General features: G+C 61.1%; 15 protein-coding genes. 7 read left to right on the top strand and 8 right to left on the bottom strand.

Translation table 11 applies throughout. From position 1 onward, the window contains the following. Positions 1–435 precede the first annotated feature (435 nt). Positions 436–810 (top strand): DUF6124 family protein, encoded by a 375-nt coding sequence (locus J5M57_RS06625; protein ID WP_207848242.1) that lies wholly within the window; start codon positions 436–438, stop codon positions 808–810. Between the two features lie 152 nt (positions 811–962). Further along, the gene (locus tag J5M57_RS06620) at positions 963–1,322 is read left to right on the top strand and encodes a DUF6124 family protein (RefSeq protein WP_207848241.1); all 360 of its coding nucleotides are present in this window, start codon (positions 963–965) and stop codon (positions 1,320–1,322) included. Between the two features lie 231 nt (positions 1,323–1,553). Here J5M57_RS06620 and J5M57_RS06615 read toward each other — a convergent pair whose 3' ends face one another. From J5M57_RS06615 to J5M57_RS06605, 3 genes are all read right to left on the bottom strand, one after another. After that, complete coding sequence (locus J5M57_RS06615; RefSeq protein ID WP_207848240.1) at positions 1,554–4,289, bottom strand: hypothetical protein; 2,736 nt, start codon at positions 4,287–4,289, stop codon at positions 1,554–1,556. Between the two features lie 252 nt (positions 4,290–4,541). Further along, on the bottom strand, positions 4,542–4,937 hold the full coding sequence (locus J5M57_RS06610; protein ID WP_207848239.1) for a YbaN family protein: 396 nt from the start codon (positions 4,935–4,937) through the stop codon (positions 4,542–4,544). A gap of 10 nt (positions 4,938–4,947) precedes the next feature. Further along, entirely contained in the window at positions 4,948–5,535 is a 588-nt protein-coding gene (locus J5M57_RS06605; protein ID WP_207848238.1) for a YecA family protein, read from the bottom strand. A 401-nt stretch (positions 5,536–5,936) separates the two neighbouring features. Between J5M57_RS06605 and recQ the strand changes: the two genes are divergently transcribed. The 3 genes from recQ (at position 5,937) to J5M57_RS06590 (ending at position 10,537) form a co-directional block, all read left to right on the top strand. Then, positions 5,937–8,066 carry a DNA helicase RecQ gene (gene recQ, locus J5M57_RS06600; protein ID WP_064586518.1) on the top strand — a complete coding sequence of 710 codons (2,130 nt, stop codon included), beginning with the start codon at positions 5,937–5,939 and terminating at the stop codon, positions 8,064–8,066. A 133-nt stretch (positions 8,067–8,199) separates the two neighbouring features. Continuing rightward, the gene (locus tag J5M57_RS06595; RefSeq protein ID WP_064586519.1) at positions 8,200–8,634 is read left to right on the top strand and encodes a MarR family transcriptional regulator; all 435 of its coding nucleotides are present in this window, start codon (positions 8,200–8,202) and stop codon (positions 8,632–8,634) included. Positions 8,635–8,761: 127 nt separating this feature from the next. Next, a complete protein-coding gene (locus J5M57_RS06590; RefSeq protein ID WP_207848237.1) occupies positions 8,762–10,537 on the top strand; it encodes a FimV/HubP family polar landmark protein in 1,776 nt (591 codons plus the stop codon). Between the two features lie 48 nt (positions 10,538–10,585). Here J5M57_RS06590 and J5M57_RS06585 read toward each other — a convergent pair whose 3' ends face one another. Continuing rightward, positions 10,586–12,787 carry a patatin-like phospholipase family protein gene (locus tag J5M57_RS06585; RefSeq protein WP_083366637.1) on the bottom strand — a complete coding sequence of 734 codons (2,202 nt, stop codon included), beginning with the start codon at positions 12,785–12,787 and terminating at the stop codon, positions 10,586–10,588. Positions 12,788–12,858: 71 nt separating this feature from the next. Between J5M57_RS06585 and J5M57_RS06580 the strand changes: the two genes are divergently transcribed. Then, entirely contained in the window at positions 12,859–13,146 is a 288-nt protein-coding gene (locus J5M57_RS06580; RefSeq protein ID WP_064586521.1) for a SelT/SelW/SelH family protein, read from the top strand. Here the strand turns inward: J5M57_RS06580 and J5M57_RS06575 are convergent. Together J5M57_RS06575 and J5M57_RS06570 are read right to left on the bottom strand one after the other, a co-directional pair. Next, positions 13,140–14,033, bottom strand: a complete 894-nt coding sequence (locus J5M57_RS06575) for a DMT family transporter (RefSeq protein WP_169841006.1) — start codon at positions 14,031–14,033, stop codon at positions 13,140–13,142. The two genes, J5M57_RS06580 and J5M57_RS06575, sit on opposite strands and share 7 nt — an antisense overlap. Positions 14,034–14,206: 173 nt before the next feature. Continuing rightward, entirely contained in the window at positions 14,207–14,971 is a 765-nt protein-coding gene (locus tag J5M57_RS06570) for an AraC family transcriptional regulator (RefSeq protein ID WP_207848236.1), read from the bottom strand. Between the two features lie 133 nt (positions 14,972–15,104). Here J5M57_RS06570 and J5M57_RS06565 point away from each other — a divergent pair, with 133 nt between their 5' ends. Beyond that, entirely contained in the window at positions 15,105–15,920 is an 816-nt protein-coding gene (locus tag J5M57_RS06565) for a UDP-2,3-diacylglucosamine diphosphatase (RefSeq protein ID WP_064586524.1), read from the top strand. A 110-nt stretch (positions 15,921–16,030) separates the two neighbouring features. On the opposite strand, the gene J5M57_RS06560 is transcribed toward J5M57_RS06565, so the two are convergent. After that, positions 16,031–16,621 carry an HD domain-containing protein gene (locus J5M57_RS06560; RefSeq protein WP_083366633.1) on the bottom strand — a complete coding sequence of 197 codons (591 nt, stop codon included), beginning with the start codon at positions 16,619–16,621 and terminating at the stop codon, positions 16,031–16,033. Positions 16,622–16,647: 26 nt separating this feature from the next. Further along, positions 16,648–16,959, bottom strand: a complete 312-nt coding sequence (locus J5M57_RS06555; protein ID WP_064586526.1) for a DUF962 domain-containing protein — start codon at positions 16,957–16,959, stop codon at positions 16,648–16,650. Positions 16,960–17,025 lie beyond the last annotated feature (66 nt).

Below are 17,025 nucleotides of genomic sequence, written 5' to 3'. Positions count from 1 at the left end.
CCAGCGATGGCGTCCTGGCCAACAACATCAACAGCACGGGGACAACATTCGGCCACTGTCTGCACTTAAACGTAACCCGCGCGAACCTGTTTAAAGTACACGAGCCGTTACGCCATAACGGCTACAACGCCTTGCGCCGTTACCTACGCCTACGCCAGAATCCGCCGGCTTACACGGCTATGGGCCGGGCTATATCGTTTCCTTGTCACTGAAAACAGTGATCGGGTTTGGTAGCCCGTTTCTAAGTGTGATGGCGACACCATATGCGGTCCCTTTTCAGCGGGGCTCAATTTTATATGGTGGCCATGCGTGGGGCTCTTTCGAGAGCGCCGGGTTTTCCTGCTTAGACCGGTCTACCAACCTGCGTATGGCCGCCACCCTCGTTTGGTAGCGAGAGTGATGGCTCCTAACTTTTGCTAAGCAGGAGCTTCACCTATGTTCAAATCCACACCCAACCCCCCAGACGTCGACCCGATCCCCTACGACCCGGCCCTCGACCCGCAGAAGATAAAAGAGGCGACCGACCGCGCCATCAAGTTCTACCTCAACCCCGGCGCACTGAAGATCTCGATCCCTTCAACCTCGTCACGCAAATCGAACAGAATCTTCCTCATCGACCCGACCGTGGACGAAGAAACCTTGCTCGTCGAAGCCTGCGAATCGCTAGCCGCCGCCAGCGACATGGCGCGCGATATCGGCAGCGCGCTCGACGACTCACACCGCCGCGCCGTGCTGATGCTGCATCAGGTGATCATGCTCAGTGAACTAATGGTCAACCGAGTCCTGGACGGCCGCCGCGTGCCGAACTAACTGACCGGTCCCTGTAGGAGCTGCCGCAGGCTGCGATCTTTCGATCTTGTTTTAAAAAGCAACATCAAAAGATCGTCCGAACGCGGCCCGAACCTTCGGCAGCTCCTACAGAGACTCATTCTTTCAAAGTGCCTCGATCGGAGTTCCAGCTGATGTCCGAAACCACCCCCAATCCGCCGCCCACAGAAGCGGTATCACCCTACGAATCACTCAACTCCCGAAAACTCCACGAAGCCGCCGAGCGCGCCCTCGACCACTACCTCGCGCCCGCGCACATCATGGCGACGCCGTACACCCCCAGCAGCATGTTCATGGTCAACCCGCAAACCGATACCGAATCCCTGCTGGCCAACGCCTGCGAATCCCTGGCCTCGGTCACGGTGATGCTCGGTGATTTCGCCGGCACGCTGGAAGGGCCGAGTCGCAATACAGCGCTGGGCATTGCCCAAGTGGTGATGCTGGGCGAGTTGGCGGTGAATCAGGCACTGGATAACGTCGCGCCCAAGGATTAGGCGCCAGCCGTGGTGGCCTCATCGCGAGCAGGCTTTGAACACGGCAGATAATGCGGAAATACAAAGGGGGCGGATCATTTGATCCGCCCCCGTTTTTTGTTGCGATACGGCGTATTCAGCGTCCTTGCGAGCTCGCTGTGCATCACACTGGTCGACGCCATGGACTTGCAGGCATTGACCTGCAGCGATTCGGTGTTGGCCTCCCTGCGCGACCAACCCTGCTTCAGTCAACTACACACGGACGACCTCAATGTCGTCAATCTGATAGTCGTTACCTTCTCCTGTCGCAATATGGCTATAAACATCCAGCACGGCTTGATATTGGGTGGCGGTAAATGTGCCCGACAGAACCGTCCAGGTAGACATTGACGTAATGTTCATAGGGCCTGCAACCGTGGCGCCGGCGGCTCTGAGCGATAAGCGTGGAACCGCGAACCGGCCATCGAACCGAACGACCTTGATGGTGAATCGATACGAAGCTTTGGGGCGTAGATTGTTAAAGGTTTTGTGAAGGATGACGCCACTGGAGGCATTGGTGTACGTGTAGTTTTGAAGTCTCACGTTGTTGGCGACGGTCACCATTTTCACATCGTCTCGGCCAACGCCCGCCCCGTCAGCCCAGCCATTCCGGTTACTGTCAGCAAAGTCGGTGAAATCCCGCTGCAGCTCAGCGATGATGTAGAACTGCCTTTTGGCTGTGGTTTGCCCTGAGCCATACAGTGCTTTGGCGTGCAGGTTGTGTGTCGCCACTGCCAGCCCGGTAATCAATAATGTCCAGATCCCGTTCGAGGGATTCGCGATGGCTTTGCCTTTGGAAACCGTACCGTTGAATACTTCAACCTGCATACCCTTGGCCGCCATACCGGTGAGGGTAACGGCGGTCTCGACCGTGGTGCCGCCATTCGGAATTTCTATACCGCTGGGTGAGCCTTTGACAGAGGTAATCGTCGGCGCCACCTCCTGCCCGACGATCACCGTCCACACTGGTGAAACAGTACTCGAACCGTACAGCGCTTTCGCCGTGAATCCGTGACTGGCTCGGGTCAGACCCGTGAGCGTGAATCTCCATTTACCGCTGGCGTCAGCCTTGACCTTGCCCTTTGACGTAGTGCCATCGAAGATTTCGACTTCAAGAAATGCGTTGGCCGTACCCGACAGTGTGACGCTGGTATCGGAGGTCGTGCCGCCATTGGCAATCGCAACGCCGCTGGCGTCATGCGCGGCGGTAATGGCCGGTCTTTGGCCGTACACGACGGTGAGTTTTCTCACGTTCGATGATGGATTGGCGCCGTATTGGCCGACGGCTTTGATGCTAAGCGGCACGTCCTGCGTGAGGCCGCTGAGCGGGAGGCTCCATGCGCCGTTCGTTGCGGCCTTGGCCTTGCCTTTGGCAAGGCTGTCGACGAAAACCTCCACCTCCTGACCGGCGGGCGCCGTGCCGCTGACGGTCACTTCTTTATGCACGGTGTAGCCGTTGTCGGGAATTTCCCAGCCGCTCAAGTCCTTCACCGAAGTGATCGTCGGGGCCACCAGGGCAACCGATCGGACGGTGTAGGTTCGAAGCGGAAACACCACCGCGTTGTTTTTGATGTTGCTCTTATCCAGCGCTACCAGGAAGTGGAGGTTCAGGTCGGTATCGTGGCCAAGTTGCTTGAGGAAGCTGTTGGCGAATGTCCGTGGCCAGAACCCTTGGTTCAACCACGTCGCGTTGACGTAATTGCCGCCGCCATTCCAGACCGTCAGGTTGTGCGCGCTGCCATCGGCTTTCTTGCCTTCCAGCCACAGCCATACGTGCTGACCGACGTCGATCAGCGTCCAGAGCAAGCCGTGGATGGTCGCGTCTTTAGTGCCGAGTGCGTTGACGTCGAGCACGTTGTTTGCGTCGGCGTCGATGATTTTTGGAGGGATCAGGGCCGATGCGGGTAGCGGAAGAATGTTCAGTTTCAGCGGTGGTGATGTGGTGGATACGCCGTTGCGGATAACGGTGTAGTCCACGGTGATGAGGCTGTCCAGGTTGTAGGCCAGCACCGAACGAGGCACCGCGATTTCCAGGCCAGCGCTGACCGCGCGCGACGGACTGGTGTAGGAGCCCTCAGCGGCGGCTGTCGAACCGGTCCATTGCACAGTCAACTGGTCGGTGGACAGGAGCGAGCCCGCAGGCACCACCACGCGGATTTGCGGCTGGGTCGGGCTGAAGTTGTTGCCGGACTGACCGATGACGGTCGGGGCGCGCAGATCAAGGCGGCTGAGGTGTATGTCTATGATTTTCTCAGACGATCGTGCGCGATTACCCAACTGATCGATGACGTAGAACTCAGCGACCGCATCGCGGCTGTCGCCTGCCTTTTCGAAGTCTGCCGTGAACAGCGTCAGGGTGATCGGAGCCGGGGCATCCGGGACGTTGAATCTGATGACCGTGTTGCCCAACCGAAGCTCGATACGATCGAATGGCCAGCGGTTACTGTAAGTGAACGTGAACAACACGCCCTGCGCGGCCCGCTCGGCACTCACACCATGGGTGACGACGTCGGATGGAATTGTCAGTTCCAGACTCGTCGAAGGACGCAGGTTATACAGCACGGTTAATGTTCTTGATTGTTCAACATTCCCACCCACACGAGTGACGACGTAGTAAAGCGCAATGACCCCTTGGATGAAAAAATCGGATGGTATGTACAGCGAGAGGCGTTGATTTTCTTCACCTGGAGCAATGGTCTTGCCCGCGGTGGTTTTTTCGCCGTCAACGTAGACGTCGACTCGATCATTGGCGGCCTTGGTCGAGGCAAGCATTTGCAGTTCGACCCAAGGGTCAATCAATACTTCAAGCCCGCGTGGGTCGGCGGTTACGAGCGCTCTGGACACTCCCACGTCAGCGATGCCATCGGGTTTGACCGGTGTTATCGAGCCTTGGATGATCAACGGGTACAACACAAATAACTGATTCAGAGTTGATGACTGGATATCCATGGCGCGTACCTTGAGTGAAAGAAGTCTGTCCAGACGGACCTGACTCATCTCACATCAGGTGGAGGCGGCTGCCTACTGTCAGATCTGACAGGTGCGGGCAGGTTTAAGACGAGCGGTCACAGAGGTTCGGGCTAAAACAACAAAATCCTCCGCGAACGCCGTCCCCTGCAGGAGCTGCCGAAGGCTGCGATCTTTGATTTTTAAACAACAAGATCAAAAGATCGCAGCCTTCGGCAGCTCCTACAGCGGGAATCAAGGTTTGTGCAGGGTTTTCTGGCGGAGGATATAGATCGTCACCAGCACCGCACTGGTCAGCATGAACCCCCGCGCCCACGGCAGTGGCACCAGATAGCAGGAGAACAGAATGCTCGCCCACATCAGCCCGATCGCGTAGACCTTGCCCTTGAGCGGAATGCCGTTGCCGTCGAGGTAGTCGCGGATCCATGGGCCGAGTTTCGGATGTTCGACCAGCCAGCGATAGAAACGCGGAGAGCTGCGCGCGAAGCAGGCCGCTGCGAGCAGAAGGAAAGGAGTGGTGGGCAGGACCGGCAGGAATATCCCGATCACCCCCAATGCCACGCTGAGCCAGCCGATGGCCAGCAGGATGTAGCGCAACATCAGGGGGCGGTTGCCTATGGGGTTGTCCATAGGCCGGATCTTAGTGGTGACGTGGCTTGAGGATCGCCGGTTTTTCGTCTGGCGCCTGGCACAGCAGGTACAGCGCGGTCAGGGCTTCCGGGATCTGCACGATCATGTCGTCCATCAGGTTGGCGTCCTTGGCGATGTCTTCGAACTCTGGCTGTTCGTCGAACAGGCCGGAACCGACCATGATCGGCAGGAGCATTTCGCTGACTTCTTCTTCGGCGGTTTCGAACCAGGCCGCTTCACGCAGGAACACGCCTTCCATGAAACCGATGCACCAGCCGCGCAGTTCGGAGTCGTCCGGGTCTTCGCCCAGGTCCAGTTCGCACGGCAGCTCGAACTCTTCGTCGGAAGCGAGTTGACGGGCGATGTGCGCCTTGAGGCCGATCAGGGTGGCTTCGATCTCTTCGCGCTGCGCGTCGCTGCTGTAATGCGGCTCTTCGGCGAACAGGGCGTCGATCCACTCGCGCTCCGGCACTTCTTCTGCACAGATCGACAGCGCGGTCAGGTAACCGTGGGCGGCCACGTAATCCAGCGCCTCTTCGTGCAGCTCGTCGGCGTCGAGAAAGACTTGCAGGCGGGTTAGTTGCTCAGCGAAGGACATTACGGGGCTACCTTGGGGGAATAAACAATGCGGGAATTCTAGGCCTTCTTGAGCGCTCAAGCCAGCCGCACGGCAGATTTGCCCCGTCACGGCCTGGCAGATCCACCGCCTATCCCTGTAGGAGCTGCCGAAGGCTGCGATCTTTTGATTTTGTTTTTCAACGATCAACATCAAAAGATCGCAGCCTTCGGCAGCTCCTACAGGGGGGGCAGGGAGTTGTGTCTGGATGACTCTACTCAGCGGCACCCCCTGCCGGGGAGGGCTCGGGTATACTGCCGCGTTTTGCGCTCCCTGCTCGTATTGCGGTGGTCTGGCAATGCGCTCTTACGTTTTGTTTAAGCAGCTGTGGCTGTCCTGAACCAGCCTGTGCAGGGATGTTTCGGTAGATTTTTGGAGTTTCTATGCTCGAACAGGCTCAACGCGTCCTCAAGGACATCTTCGGCTACGACAGTTTCCGTGGCCGTCAGGGTGCAATCATTGAGCGCGTGGCCAGCGGCGGTGATGCGCTGGTGCTGATGCCTACCGGTGGCGGCAAGTCCTTGTGCTTCCAGGTGCCGGCGCTGCTGCGCGACGGCCTGGCGGTGGTGGTGTCGCCGTTGATCGCCTTGATGGACGATCAGGTCGCCACCCTCGAAGAGCTGGGCGTGGCCGCTGCGGCGCTGAACTCCACGTTGAGCGCCGAACAGCAGCGCGACCTCGCGGCGCGGATCAAGCGTGGCGAAGTGAAGATGCTCTATCTGGCGCCGGAACGTCTGGTGCAGCCGCGCATGCTGGCCTTCCTGCAAAGCCTCGAGATCGCCTTGTTCGCCATCGACGAAGCGCACTGCGTGTCGCAATGGGGTCATGACTTCCGTCGCGAATACCTGCAACTGGGGCAGTTGGCGGAGTTATTCCCCAATGTCCCGCGCATCGCCTTGACGGCCACGGCTGACAAGCGCACCCGCGAAGAAATCGTCGAGCGCCTGCACCTGCAGAACGCCGAGCGCTTCCTGTCGAGCTTCGACCGGCCGAACATTTTCTACCGCATCGTGCCCAAGGAGCAGCCGCGCAAGCAGTTGCTGGCGTTCCTTGCCGAGCGGCGCAGCGATGCCGGCATCGTCTATTGCCTGTCGCGCAAGAAGGTCGAGGAAGTGGCCGCATTCCTGAGCGAGCAGGGCTTCCCGGCGCTGCCGTATCACGCCGGTCTGCCCAATGATCTGCGTGCCTATCACCAGAAACGCTTCCTCAACGAGGAAGGCCTGATCATGGTTGCCACCGTGGCGTTCGGCATGGGCATCGACAAGCCCAACGTGCGTTTCGTCGCGCACCTCGATCTGCCGAAATCCCTTGAAGCCTATTATCAGGAAACCGGTCGCGGCGGTCGCGATGGCCTGCCGGCGGATGCGTGGATGGCCTACGGCCTGCAAGACGTGGTGATGCTCAAGCAGATGCTGCAGAACTCCGAAGGCGACGAGCGCCACAAGCGTCTGGAGCAACACAAGCTCGACGCCATGCTCTCGCTCTGCGAAGAGACCCGCTGCCGGCGGCAGACCCTGCTCGCGTATTTCGACGAGGACATGCCCGAACCGTGCGGCCACTGCGACAACTGCGTTGATGGCGTGCAGACCTGGGACGCCACCGAGCCGGCGCGTCAGGCACTGTCGGCGATCTATCGCACCGGCCAGCGTTATGGCGTCGGCCATCTGGTCGACGTGCTGCTGGGCAAGGACAACGAAAAGGTCCGCAGCTTCGGCCATCAGCACCTGTCGGTATTCGGCGTCGGCAAGGCGCTGAGCGAGAGCGAATGGCGCTCGCTGTTCCGCCAGTTGGTAGCGCGCGGTCTGGCGGATGTCGATCATGAAGGCTATGGCGGCTTGCGCCTGAGCGACACCTGCCGGCCGCTGCTCAAGGGTGAAGTGACCCTGGAGCTGCGCCGCGACCTCAAGCCGCAAGTCACCGCCAAAACCGCCAGCAAGAGCCCGGCCAGCCAACTGGTGCGCTTTGAGGAGCGCGAACAGTGGGAAGCCCTGCGTGCCCTGCGGCGTAAACTGGCGGAAGAACATGGCGTGCCGCCGTACGTCATCTTCCCTGACTCGACGCTGCTGGAAATGCTCCGCAGCCAGCCGACCTCGCTGGCCGACATGGCCCGGGTCAGCGGTGTCGGTGCGCGCAAGCTGGAGCGTTACGGCGAGGCCTTCCTCGAAGTGCTCGGCGGCGAGGCCGAAGCGCCGAAAGTGGTGGCCGACGTGCGTCACGAACTGATCACCCTGGCCCGCGCCGGCATGACCCCGATGCAGATCGCCGGGCAGCTGCAGTGCTCGGAAAAGAACGTCTACACCATGCTCGCCGAGGCCATCGGCAAGCAGCAGCTGTCGCTGGAACAGGCGCTGGATCTGCCTGAAGAGCTGATGGGCGAAGTGCAGGACGCGTTCCTCGACGGCGAGGGCGAGTTGCCGTCGGTCGCCGAAGTTGCCGAGCTGTTCGCCGGTCGGGTTCCGGAAGGCGTCCTTTACTGCGTAAGGGCTGCGCTGCAATCTGAATTCGAAATGTAAGACGGCGTTTGCGCCAACCGTCAGGCAGTTGTAACGATTCAGTACAGGTCGGCTCTTGCCTATAGCCAAATGTCATGCTTAGCTGACTAATAATTAGTTTTTCTCTATTTGTCAGTCTACTCATGAGTGTTTTATGCCGTTAACCGATCAACACCGCTTTGGCATGCAACTGGCCCAGATGTCCCGCGGCTGGCGTGCCGAACTGGACCGCCGGCTGGCGGGTCTGGGGTTGTCCCAGGCGCGCTGGCTGGTGCTGCTGCATCTGGCGCGTTTCGAAGACGCACCGACCCAACGCGAGCTGGCGCAAAGCGTCGGCGTCGAAGGCCCGACCCTCGCGCGCTTGCTCGATAGCCTGGAGAGTCAGGGCCTGGTGCAACGCCAGTCCGTGATGGAAGACCGCCGGGCGAAAAAAATCGTTCTGTGCGCGCCGGCGCTGCCGCTGATCGAACAAATCGAGACCATTGCCACGCAACTGCGCAGCGAACTGTTCGTCGGTATCGATGAGGCGGATATGAAGGTGTGCATGCGCGTTCACGGGCACATTCTGGCCAACCTGGAAAAATCTTGAGGCATAACCGCGCGCCGGTTTTTTGAGGGATTGCGCTGAGCAGACTATAAGAACTACTGGGCAATATCGTGTTCGTACCGGATGTGCGAACGCATAGAAGTCGGTTTTGCTTATTTAAGGGATGCTCATGCTCGCAAGTCGGCACGTGGTACTGCGCGGTGGCGCCAAATGGCTGCTGGTCGCTGGCGTATTCAGCTATTCGACCTGGTCGATGGCTCTGGGCCTGGGGGACATCACTGTTCACTCGGGCCTCAATCAGCCGCTCAAGGCCGACATCGCGCTGGTCGATGCCGGCGGCCTCAGTGCCAGCGACCTCTCGGTGAGCCTGGCCACGGCCGATGAGTTCGGCCGGGCCGGGGTCGAGCGGGTGTTTTTCCTCAACGACCTTCAGTTCGCGCCGATCCTGCATGGCAATCGCCAGATGATCCGGGTGACCTCGCGCAAACCGGTCAAAGAACCCTTTCTGAATTTTCTGCTGCAGCTCAATCAGCCTAACGGCCGTTTGCTGCGCGAGTACACGGTGCTGATCGATCCGCCCGGTTCGCCGAACATCGTGCCGGCCACGGACGAGCCCGACCCACGCCCGCAATCTTCTGAATTTCCCACCGTTGAACCCGCCACGACGGCGCCCCAGGCTGCCCAGGGCCAACGCGACGTCGCACCTTCCGCGCCGGTGTCATCCACGCCTGCCGCATCGGCCAATGCGGCACTGACCGAGCAGTTGGCGGCCAGCGTGCTGCAGAACCAGCAACTGCAAAAGACCGTCGATGAGCTGAACGCGAAACTGCAGGCGCAGGATGCCCAGATTGCCGATGGCAAAAAACAGGTCAGCGATCTGCAAACGCGTTTGACCGAGCTGCAAAAGCCTCCGGCACCGGCCATCACGCCGCCGGCACCTGCGCCAGCGCCCATCGCGCCGCCAGCCGAAGACGAAGGTCTCAACTGGCCGCTGCTCGGCGGTTTGCTGCTGTTGCTGGGATTGTTGGGTGGCGGGCTATTGATGCGCCGTCGCCGGCAACGGGCTCAGGATGTTGCTCCGATGGCGATTGTCCCGGCAGGTCTTCCCCCGGACCTGGATGACACACCGGTCGCCCCCTCGGCCGGCATCAGCGCAGCACCCGAGCATCGTGAAGAACCGGCGGCGGGCGATGTGCTGGAGGCGGTGGGGATTTACTTGGCCTATGGGCGCCTGAACGAAGCCGTCGGGCTGTTACGCAATGCCCTGGACAAGGAGCCGGAGCGCACCGATCTGGGGGTGCAATTGCTTGAAGTGCTGGGGCGCCAGGGTGCCAGCGCAGAATATGAGCAACAGGAACACCGGTTGCGCGGGGCAGGAGTTGATCCGCAGCAATTGGAGGCGATTCGTGCGCGGCATCCGAAGCTCAACAGTGTGGCTGCGATAGCGCCGGTGTTGCCTGTCATCGCCGCTGCACCGATTGCGGCGGCGCAACCGGCGCCGGAGGATGAATTCGAATTGAATCTGGGTGAGCTGTCGATGGCGTCCAGTTGGGATCTGGAGGACGGCCACACGACAGCCGATCAAACTTCAGCAAGCCCCTCCGCGTCGGATTCGAGCCTTGAGATGTTGCCGACGGACTTCGAATTGCCCGAAACCAGCGTGAATGACGAGGCCGAGCTGGAATGGATCCCCGAGCCGGACGCGCAGCCGCTGGACGATGACTTTCTCAATGCGTTCAGCGATCCACCGTCTTCACTCACCCTGGAGCCGCTGACGTTGCAGGAGCAGGAGCCGGCTGGCGCCTCAGAGAAACTCGAACAGGCGCAGACCTGCATCGATGACGGCGACATCGACAGCGCGATTGCCTTGCTCAATGAACTGCTCAAGGAAGGGGATGAGCCGCTCAAGCAAACGGCCAGAACCTTATTGGCCGGTATCCGTTGATGTGAGTGTCATGCGCAGCTGCGGTGCCCGTCCTGCTCGCGAAAGTGATCAGAACGTCTGCCCCAGGTTCAGATAAACCGCCTGCTCATTCGCATCGTTCAAGCCATAGGTGAAATTCAACGGCCCCAGCGGCGTATCGAAACCGATGAACACGCTGGCGGCGTTGATGTAGCCGCTGTCGAATTCATTGTCGTTGTTCCACGCCCGGCCCCGTTCCAGCGAGGCGCCGGCGTAGAGCGGGAAGTCCAGCGGCAGGTACGAACGCGGCGTCAACCGGCGGTAATACACCGCACGCATCAGGCTGACGTTCTGCCCGGAAATCGAGTCCTGGCGGAAACCCGAGAGCTGTCGCGCTCCGCCGAGCAGGAAGCTCGAGGTCACCACATTGGTATCGTCCAGCGTACGGCCATAGCGCCCACCGAGAATCAGCGTATCCGGGCCACGGCTCATGGCCTTGTCCAGTTTGAACTCCCACTGCCGGTAGCGCGTGTCCGAGCCCAGGCTCGGTTCGAATTGCAGCAATGTCAGGCTGATGTCCTTGCCTTCATGGGGGTAATAGACGTTGTCCAGCGAGTCGAACGAATACTTCAGCGAGTAGAAGCCTTCGTTGAAATGTTCGCTCGGCAGGTCCTGGTCGCCAATGCGCACGTCGGCCTTGCCCCAGGCCTCGCCCACGCCAAAACGCACTTCGCCGTTATTGCCGATCTGTCGACCGACATTCAGCGCCAGACCGTAGCGTTCGACCCGGTACTGGGCGACCGGATCATTGTCGAGCACCGCGTCGACGTTCTGTGCCTCGAAGACCACCGAAGGCGCGATGAAATAGCGCGAGCCGACATCCAGCGGCTGGTAGAACTCGCTGTACAGCTCCTGTTTGTCGCCGATCTGCGCCCGGGTCAGCCATTCGGCGCCGAGGCGGTTGATGCCGTTGATGCGGTAGCTGGCGCCGAGGTTGAAGGCGCTGGAACCACGCATGTCGTCCGACAGGTTCAGGCCCACCCGCAGGTAATCGGTGCCGCTGCGCTTGCCCCGCGCGCTGATCACCAGGGTGTGATCCTGGCCCTTGTGCACCACGCGATACTGTACCTGCTCGAAGTAGTCCAGGCCGTACAGCGTGCCCATGTCCGAGTGCAGCCGGCCGAGGTCCAGCGGTTCACCGATGGGCTGCCGGATGTAATAGCGAATCACGTCGTCGCCGACTTTCGAATCGTTCTCGACCTTGATCGCGGTGATGATCGGCGTGCGCTGCCCCGGAGCGCGGGCGGCAGCGAGTTCGGCGTCCTGGGATTGTTGGGGTTTGAGCAGGGCGAGACGCGCATCGAGAATCCGCGTGGCGCGGTAACCGGCGTCGATCATTTCCTGGGCCTTGCCGAAATCGGTGACGCCGAATGCCGCCAGCGCCGGCTGGATCAGCACGTCCGAGGGTTTGAGGGCCGCCAGTTGCTCTTCGGAGTTGCGGCGGGTCATCAGGGTGATCGACTGGTTCAGCACGTCGACCACGGTGCTCAGTTGCTTGCGGTTGCGCAGCGGGGTACCGATGTCGACCACGATTGCCACGTCGACGCCCATTTCCCGCGCGACGTCGAGCGGGATGTTGTCGGTCATGCCGCCGTCCACCAGCAGCCGCCCGTCCAGTTCGACCGGGGCAAATACGGCCGGGATCGACATGCTGGCGCGGATCACCTGCGGCAGGTGGCCCTTGCGGAACACCACTTTTTCGCCGTTGGCAATGTCCGTGGCGACAGCGCGGAACGGGATCGGCAGTTTGTCGAAGTCCCGGGTATCACTGGTGTGCGCCAGCAGGCTTTCCAGCATCAACGCCAGGTTCTGACCCTGAATCACCCCCAGCGGCAGGCCGAGGCTGCCGTCATCGCGAAAACTCAGTTGCTGTTTCACCAGAAAGTCGCGGTCGTCCTGCTTGCGGCGAAACGGCACGTCTTCCCGGGGGGGCGCGTCGGACAGCGCCTGCTGCCAGTCGATGTTCAGCGCGAGTTTTTCCAGTTCATCGATCTTGTAGCCCGAGGCATACAGGCCGCCAACCACCGCGCCCATGCTGGTGCCGGCAATCGCATCGATCTTGATGCCTTGTTCTTCCAGTGCCTTGAGCACGCCGATGTGCGCCAGGCCACGGGCAGCACCGCCGGACAATACCAGGCCGACTTTCGGGCGAGGCGTTTCGGCAGCGTGAACGCTGATATCAACAAAAAACGGCAGGAAGCCCAGCAGCAGGCAGAACAACAATCGGCGCATGGTGAGTCTCGGGGCAAGCGATAAAGCCGGCTATTATAGCGGCGCCCTCTGTCTCAGGAGTTTCAGCGAACATGACCGTCGCCAAAGCGGAAATCGTCATCACCTATTGCACCCAATGCCAGTGGCTGCTGCGCGCCGCGTGGCTGGCGCAGGAGCTGCTCAGCACCTTCGGCGATGACCTCGGCAAGGTCTCGCTGGTGCCCGGCACCGGCGGGGTATTTCACATCAGTTGCGATGACGTGCAGATCTGGGAGCGCAAGGCGGACGGCGGTTTCCCGGAGGCCAAGGTGCTCAAGCAGCGGGTGCGCGATCAGATCGACCCTGACCGCGACCTCGGTCACAACGACCGTACTCAGTGAGCCGCGGCTTCGGCGGCGACGGCTTTTTTGTTGGCGCTGCCTGACATCCGCGCCGAGACCACGATGGCGACGATGATCAGCGCGCCGCCGAGGAGCATGCGCAGCGTCGGGTTTTCATCGAACAGCAGCCAGGCGATGGTGATGCCGTAGACCGGTTCCATGGCGAACACCACGGCGGCGGTGCGTGCCTTGATCACCGCCAGGCTGGCGACGAACAGGCTGTGGGCGACGCCGGTGCAGAACACCCCGAGCAGGCCGATCCACAGCCAGTCCAGAGCCCGCACTTCGCTGAGCTGTGGGGCGGCGACCGGTAGCAGACACAGCGCCACCACCACGTTCTGACACAGCGCTGCCTGCACCGCCGGGATACGCCCGGAGCTTGCGCGGTTGGTCAGCGAGAGCAGGGCGAACAACAGGCCTGACAGCACCGCCCAGAGCAGGCCGGTGGTGGCACCGCTGGCGAGGTCGAACGCGGGGGTGACCAGTACCAGACCGACACTGACCAGCACCACCAGCACGATTTCATTGGCGCGGATGCGCTCGCGGAAAATCAGCCCTTCCAGAATCACCGTGAACGCCGGGAAACTGGCAAAGCCCAGCGTCGCGATCGCCACGCCGGCCACTTTCACCGCGATGAAAAAACTCACCCAGTGCCCGGCCAGCAACACGCCGCTGAGTGCCAGACGCCGCCAATCGACCGCCTGCAGTTTCTGCCAGCCGTGCTGGCTGGCGAAGCGGGCAAAAAAGGCCAGGGCGAGCACGGCGAACGCGGCGCGTCCGAAGACGATCACCGCCGGCGACGCGGCAGCGAGTTTGCCGAACACACCGGTCAGGCCGAACATCAGAGCGCCGATATGCAGGGCGCCGAGGGCGGTACGCGGAGTCATTGCAATCCTTCTTGAGTCTGTCGATACACAACACCATCACTGTAGGAGCTGCCGCAGGCTGCGATCTTTTGATCTTGAAAAGCCAAAATCAAAAGATCGCAGCCTGCGGCAGCTCCTACAGGGGAACATGGGGGACATTGAAGCGTGTTGCGGCTCAGAAGTCTGTCGGCAGGCTATCGTCTTTTGTTGTAGGAATCGCGCCGAAGTCGTCCGGGCGATGCGCCGAATTCGCGCAGGACGGCTGCGCAAAAGGCACTCTGCGAACTGTAACCTACACGACTGGCGATCTCGCCGACGGGCAGGGCCGTCTCGCGCAACAGGCTGACGGCCTTGTGCAGGCGGCGACTGCGGATGTAATCCATCGGCGTCTGCCCGCATTCGGCCATGAACCGGGCGTGCAGGCGTGCGCTGGACAGGCCGGCAACCCGGGCCAGATCGGCGACTTGCAACGGATACGCGGCGTATTGATCGATGTGCGCATCCAGCGCCGCGTAAGGCAGGCGGCGGTGGGCGAGTTCAGCGGGGCGGGCGTGATTGAGGCTGGCCAGCAGCAACACCGCGCCTTGCTGGGCGATCAGCGGATCGCTGACCGGACTGTTCGCCAGCCAACTGACCAATTGGCTTTGCCCCGCGTCGAGGGACAAGCGCGCCGGTTGATCGAGCAGGCGGCGACTGGCGTCGGCATGGTTGCCGAGGGAATCGCGCAGCCATTGTTCATCCGGGATGTCCATGACCAGGCAACGGCTGCCGTCAGGGCTGCCGCAGGCGTGATGCGCGCCACTGGGGACGACCACGAAACTCTGCTGGCGCACCTGACTGCCACGGCCCTCGACCTCGAAATCCAGCGCACCCGACAGGCCGAACACCAGTTGCGCGTGGTCGTGGCTGTGGACGATCAGGTCGTGGGTGTATTGGCGCAGGGTCAGGATCGGACGCATGGCAAAGTCTCCGGGCAGGCCGCCAGTCTACACCGGCGCGCCGGGTCTGCGCTGTCACAGGACTGACGCACAGTTGTCATGGCCGATTAACCCGGCAGGCGCACTCTTGCGAAAACATCGCAGAGGGTTGCCCATGACCAGCGCCGAGCTCGCCAGACCCAGCCGTAAACAACGGGTGCGTACCCTGTGGATTTCCGACGTGCACCTGGGCACGCGCGATTGCCAGGCCGAGCACTTGTCGCAATTTCTCAAGGGCTACCACGCCGACAAGATCTACCTGGTGGGTGACATCATCGACGGCTGGAAGCTGCGCGGTGGCATGTACTGGCCGCAGGCGCACACCAACGTGATCCGCCGCCTGCTGACCATGAGCAAGCGCGGCACCGAAGTGATCTACGTCACCGGCAACCACGACGAGTTTCTGCGCCGTTATTCGAAGCTGATCCTCGGCAATATCCAGTTGGTCGACGAGGCGGTACACGTCACCGCGGATGGCCGGCACCTGCTGGTGATTCACGGCGATCAGTTCGATGTGATCACGCGCTATCACCGCTGGCTGGCCTTCCTCGGCGACTCGGCCTACGAATTCACGTTGACCCTCAATCGTTGGCTCAACCACTGGCGTGCCCGCTATGGCTACGGCTACTGGTCGTTGTCGGCGTACCTGAAACACAAGGTGAAGACGGCGGTGAGTTTCATCAGCGACTTCGAAGAAGCCATCGCCCATGAATGCGTCAAACGCGAATTGCACGGCGTGGTCTGCGGGCACATTCACCATGCCGAAATCCGCAAGGTCGGCGAGGTGGACTACCTCAATTGCGGCGACTGGGTGGAGTCATGCACGGCGTTGATCGAGCACTGGGACGGCACGATCGAGCTGTATCGACTGGCGGATGCACAGGCGCGGGAGGCGCAGCTCAAGGCGGCCAACGTCGCTGAAATCGCCTGAGTCTTCGGTTGTCAGGGAGGGCCTCATCGCGAGCAGGCTCACTCCTACAGTTGGAATGCGATCAACTGTAGGAGTGAGCCTGCTCGCGATGAACCGCGTAGCGGTTCGCCTTACACCGGGCTGTGTTCGTCCATCGCCGCCTTATAGATCGAGTGCTTCGGCTGGGCAAACAGCCGCTCCATCATCGGCTCGAAAAAGCTCAGCGGCAGGGTTTCATACGCCGGATCAAACGCCGCCGCATCGTATTTGGCACAGAACTCCGCCGTCGCCTGATACTGCGGGTGCGCGGCGAATTGCTCGCGCAGGTGCCGGTCCATGCCCAGGTGATGGAAGAAGTAGTAGCCTTGGAAGATGCCGTGCTTTTCGACCATCCACAGGTTCTCGGCGCTGACGAACGGCTTGAGAATCGCCGCCGCGATGTCCGGGTGGTTGTAGGAGCCCAGGGTGTCGCCGATGTCATGCAGCAGCGCACACACCACGTATTCCTCGTCGCGGCCGTCGCGATAGGCGCGGGTCGCGGTTTGCAGCGAATGGGTCAGGCGATCCACCGGGAAACCGCCGAAATCGCCCTCCAACAACTTCAGGTGCGCGACGATTCGCGACGGCAGTTGCCGGGCGTAGGCACTGAAATCCGCGGCGATGATCGCCCAGTCTTCCTGGGTGCCGTCCTGCATGTGGGTGAAGCGCGCGTTGGCGTTCATCGGCAAGCCTCCTGGTGGATCGGGGTTCAGAACGCCACGCGGCCGAGGATCATGTCGCGGTACATGACGAAGTCGCCGAGCAGGCTGTACAGCGGGTGCTGGAAGGTCGCCGGGCGGTTCTTTTCAAAGAAGAAGTGCCCGACCCAGGCAAAGCTGTAACCGGCCAGCGGCAACGCGAGCAACAGCAGCCAGGCGCCTTTGGCGATGGTCATGGCCAGAATGAAAATCACCAGCGTGGTGCCGACGAAATGCAACCGGCGGCAGGTACTGTTGCTGTGTTCGCTGAGGTAGTACGGATAGAACTCGGCAAACGTGTTGAATTGTTTGATGTTTTCCACGACTGCGATCTCTGTGGTTATTGTTCTGACGGCAAGTTGTTCGGCGGGTAGCTTATTTGAGTCTAG

It is taken from the genome of Pseudomonas sp. 86_A, from assembly GCF_017491705.1.
GTDB lineage: Bacteria > Pseudomonadota > Gammaproteobacteria > Pseudomonadales > Pseudomonadaceae > Aquipseudomonas > Aquipseudomonas koreensis.
The sequence above is the reverse complement of the archived record's forward strand: the minus strand, read 5'-3'. Positions and strand labels throughout refer to the sequence as shown.